The sequence below is a fragment of the Variovorax sp. P4_D9 genome (assembly GCF_056401695.1).
Map to the genome: position 1 here is coordinate 1 of NZ_JBFUIU010000732.1, position 4,387 is coordinate 4,387.

General features: G+C 68.8%; 3 protein-coding genes. 2 read left to right on the top strand and 1 reads right to left on the bottom strand.

Features of this window, described 5'->3' with window-relative positions; genetic code table 11:
- Positions 1-1,316, bottom strand: a 1,316-nt coding sequence (locus AC1DY5_RS43815) for an FAD-dependent oxidoreductase (RefSeq protein WP_478120674.1), incomplete at its 3' end; no start/stop codon positions are given.
- A gap of 135 nt (positions 1,317-1,451) precedes the next feature.
- Here AC1DY5_RS43815 and AC1DY5_RS43820 point away from each other — a divergent pair.
- A complete protein-coding gene (locus AC1DY5_RS43820; protein ID WP_478120675.1) occupies positions 1,452-2,315 on the top strand; it encodes a GNAT family N-acetyltransferase in 864 nt (287 codons plus the stop codon).
- Between the two features lie 120 nt (positions 2,316-2,435).
- On the top strand, positions 2,436-4,387 hold a 1,952-nt coding region (gene ppk1 / locus AC1DY5_RS43825), incomplete at its 3' end, for a polyphosphate kinase 1 (protein ID WP_478120676.1).

The window sequence follows — 4,387 nt, forward strand, 5'->3', positions numbered from 1 at the left end:
GCCACCAGCTCGGTGTACGGATGCAGCTCGATGTTGTCGCTGGCCTCGATGCGGTCGATCAGGTAGCGCGACATGGTGGCGGCCAGCGAGGGGCCGCGCACCAGCACGTTCACCTTGGCGGCGTGCTGGGACAGGAACACCGCGGCCTGGCCGGCCGAGTTGCCGCCGCCCACCAGCGCAACCTCCTGCCGAGAGCACAGCTTGGCCTCCAGGGCCGAGGCCCAGTACCAGATGCCCCGGCCCTCGAAATCGGCGAGCCGCGGCACCTCGGGCCGGCGGTAGCGCGCACCGCTGGCGATCACCAGTGTCCTCGACTTCAGGCGCCGGCCGTCGGTCAGCTGCACGGAGAGTTCGCCCCGCGTCTCGGCGGCCGTGCAATCGAGCGACTCGACCTGTGCCGGGATCAGCATCTCGACGCCGAACTTCTGCGCCTGCACATAGGCGCGCCCGGCCAGCGCGCCGCCCGAGATGCCGGTCGGGAAGCCCAGGTAGTTCTCGATCCGCGCGCTGGCGCCGGCCTGGCCGCCGAAGGAGCGGCAGTCGACCACGATCACGCGCAGGCCCTCGGAGGCCGCATAGACCGCGGTTGCCAGGCCGGCCGGTCCGGCGCCGACCACCAGCACGTCGAACAGGTCGTCGTGCGCGATGCTGTCGACCATGCCCAGGCAGCGCGCCAGCGCGTGCTCGGTCGGGTTCGGCATCACGCTGCCGTTGGGGCAGACCACCAGCAGTTCGGCTTCGCCGTACTGCTCGAGCAGCGCGGCGGCATCCGCATCCCGGGTGGCGTCGACCACGTGGTAGGGATGGCCGTTGCGGCCCAGGAAATTCTGCAGCCGCAGCACCTCGGCCGACTGCGGCGGCCCGATCAGCACTGGCCCGCTGGCGCCCGATTCGATCAGGGCCACGCGGCGCAGGATCATCGCCCGCACCAGCCGCTCGCCCAGGTCGGCCTCGGCGATGATCAGCGCCCGCAGCTGATCCGGCGGCACCAGCAGGGTCTCGACGTCTTCCTCGGCGTGACCGTCGACCAGGGCCGGCCGGCCCGAGAGCTGGGCGACCTCGGCCAGGAACTGGCCCGGCCCCTGGCGCTCGATCGGCACCACATGGCCGAGGCCGTCGCGATGGGTGATCGCCACCACGCCCTCGAGCACCACGAACATCCCCGGCCCGGGCTCGCCGGCGCGGAACAGGCAGTCGCCGCGCGCATAGCGCCGCACGCTGCCGAAGCGCCGGATGCGCCCGATGTCCGCGGCGCTCAAGACCGGGAACATCTGGTGACGGCGGGTCTCGACTTCGATCCTTGTTTCAGTGGCCATCAAAACTCCAATGGAATGCATCTGCGGCATTAAACGCCGAAGCGTGCGAGGCCGAGTGGCGTCACGCAATTGCCTCCGAACCGACATGCCCGTTTCATCGCCGCTGACCAGACTGCGGTCGCAGAAAGGGTCCCTATGAAAGAACTGCCCACGCCGACGCTCCCGTTCGCCCAACTGGGCCTGCGCGGCGCCCTGTGGCCCGCGCCCGTGCCGGTGTCCGCTGCCGATGCAATCCCCGTGCCTCGCGCGCCGACCGGCGCAGCCGACAGCGCCGGCGGCATTCACGTGGGCTGGGCCCGCCATCAGGACGAGGTGCGCGCCGCCCAGCGCCTGCGCTACGAGGTGTTCGCGGGCGAAATGGGCGCGCGGCTGGCGACGCCGGTCGCCGGCCATGACATCGATCTCTTCGACGATTTCTGCGAGCACCTGCTGGTGCGCGAGCGCGCCAGCGGCCAGGTGATCGGCACCTACCGGGTGCTGACGCCGGCGCAGGCCCGGCGCGTCGGCAGCACCTACAGCGACATCGAGTTCGACCTGACCCGGCTGCGCGACCTGCGCGAGCGCATGGTCGAGCTGGGCCGCAGCTGCGTGCATGCCGAGCATCGCCAGGGCGGCGTGATCCTGGCGCTGTGGGGCGCATTGGCCGGCTTCATGGGCCGCAACAAGCTCGACACCATGATCGGCTGCGCCAGCATCCCGATGTGGCACCGCGGCGCGACTGGCGGCGACGCCGCGGCCAGCATCTGGCGCCAGCTCTCGGCCTCCCATATGGCGCCGATCCAGTACCAGGTGCAGCCGCGGCTGCCGCTGCCGGTGCACCAGCTCGACGGAGCGCTCGAGGTCGAGCCGCCGGCGCTGATCAAGGGCTACCTGCGGCTCGGCGCCAAGGTGCTGGGTCCGCCGGCCTGGGATCCGGACTTCAATACCGCCGACCTGTCCATGCTGATGCGCATCGACGAGCTTCCGGCCCGCTACAGGCGGCATTTCTCGGCCCTCTGAGGACCGCTTTCCATCGGGATTCCGTCACGCAATCGTCACAAAAGTGTCATGCGCGTCCTCGACACTGGCATGCTGCGACCGTTGAGCATTCCTGCGACGGTTGTTACAGAATCCTTCTTCATGTCGCCAGCCACTTCCGAGATATCGCCTGTCATTGCCGAAGCTCCCCTGACCCTGCTCGATCGGGACCATGCCATCCTGGCCTTCAACGAGCGCGTGCTCGATTGGGCCTATCGCGCCGAGGTGCCGCTGATCGAGCGCCTGCGTTACCTCTGCATCGTGTCTGCCAACCTCGATGAATTCTTCGAGGTGCGGGCGGCGCCGCACTTGGCGGCGGGCGTGGCCGGCGAGCAGAAGGGCAGCTACACGGTGGCATCCTTCGAGCGCCTGGCCGAGGCGGCCCATTCGCTGGTGGATCGCCAGTACGCGCTCTACAACGACGGATTGATCCCGGCCTTCGCGAGCAAGGGCATCCAGATCATTTCTCACGGCGAGCGCAATCCGGCGCAGCGCAAATGGGTGCATGAGTATTTCGAGCGCGAGGTTCGCCCGCTGCTGATCCCGGTCGGGCTCGATCCGGCCCATCCCTTTCCGCAGGTCGCCAACAAGTCGCTCAACTTCATCGTCCGGCTGGGCGGCAAGGACGCCTTCGGCCGCGAGAACCCGATCGCGATCCTGAAGGTTCCGCGCGTGCTGCCGCGGGTGATCCGCCTGCCGGCCAAGCTGTCGGGCGGAAAGACGCTCTTCATCGCGCTGTCCAGCGTGGTTCGGGCCCATCTTTCGAGCATGTTCCCGGGCCGCGAGGTGGGCGAGTTCTCGCAGTTCCGCGTCACCCGCCATTCCGACCTGGCGGTCGACGAGGAAGACGTTCGCAACCTGCGTACCGCGCTGCGGCAGGGCCTGCAGCACCGCCACTTCGGCCAGGCCGTCCGGCTCGAGGTATCGGCCAGCTGTGCCGAGTCGCTGGCGAGCTTCCTGCTGGCGCAGTTCGAACTGCTGCCACAGGCGCTCTACCGCGTGCACGGGCCGGTCAACCTGGCGCGCTTGACCCAGCTGATCGACCTGCTCGACGAGCCGCAGCTGCGCTTTCCGCCGTACCTGCCGTCCTACCCGATCACGCTGTCGCCGGGCCAGTCCTTCTTCGACCGGCTGCAGCGCGGCGACGTGCTGATCCACCAGCCCTTCGAGAGTTTCAGCGGCGTGCTGGCCTTCCTGCGTGAAGCAGTGCAGGACCCGCAGGTGCTGGCGATCAAGCAGACCATTTACCGCACCGGCACCGATTCGGAAATGATGGACCTGCTGCGCGAGGCCGTCCGCCGCGGCAAGGAAGTGACGGTGGTGGTGGAGCTCAAGGCGCGCTTCGACGAGGAGGCCAACATCAACTGGGCCGAGATGCTCGAGTCGATCGGCGCCCAGGTGGTGTACGGCGTGGTCGGCCTGAAGACGCACGCCAAGATGCTGCTGGTGACGCGCCGCGAGGGCAAGCGCATGCAGCGCTACGGCCACTTGTCGACCGGCAACTACAACCCGCGCACCGCCGCGCTCTACACCGACATCAGCCACCTCACGGCTGACCCGCTACTGACTTCCGACATGGAGGCAGTGTTCGTTCATCTGGCGGGCCAGAGCCGGCTGCCGAAGCTGCATCTCATGTGGCTGGCGCCCTTCGATCTGCACCGCAACCTGATTGCGCGCATCGATGCCCTCGGTGTCGCGGCGGCGGCCGGCGAAACCGCCCGCATCGTCGTGAAGATGAACGCGCTGACCGACGAGGCGCTGGTCGCCGCGCTGGTGCGCGCGGGGAAGGCCGGCGCCAAGATCGATCTCATCGTGCGCGGCGCCTGCACGCTGCCGGCCCGGGTGCCGGGCCTGACCGACAACATACGCGTGCGCTCGGTGATCGGCCGCTTTCTCGAGCACTCGCGGGTCTTCTATTTCCGCCACGGCGCGGACGAGGCGCTGTACCTGTCGAGCGCCGACTGGATGAACCGGAACATGCTGCGGCGCGTCGAGCTGGCATGGCCGGTGACCGATCCGGTGCTGCGTCAGCGGCTGATCGACGAGTGCCTGGT

Excerpts from the sequence above, each read along its gene's own strand:
- AC1DY5_RS43820 (WP_478120675.1), top strand. The coding sequence starts at position 1,452 with ATGAAAGAACTGCCCACGCCGACGCTCCCGTTCGCCCAACTGGGCCTG.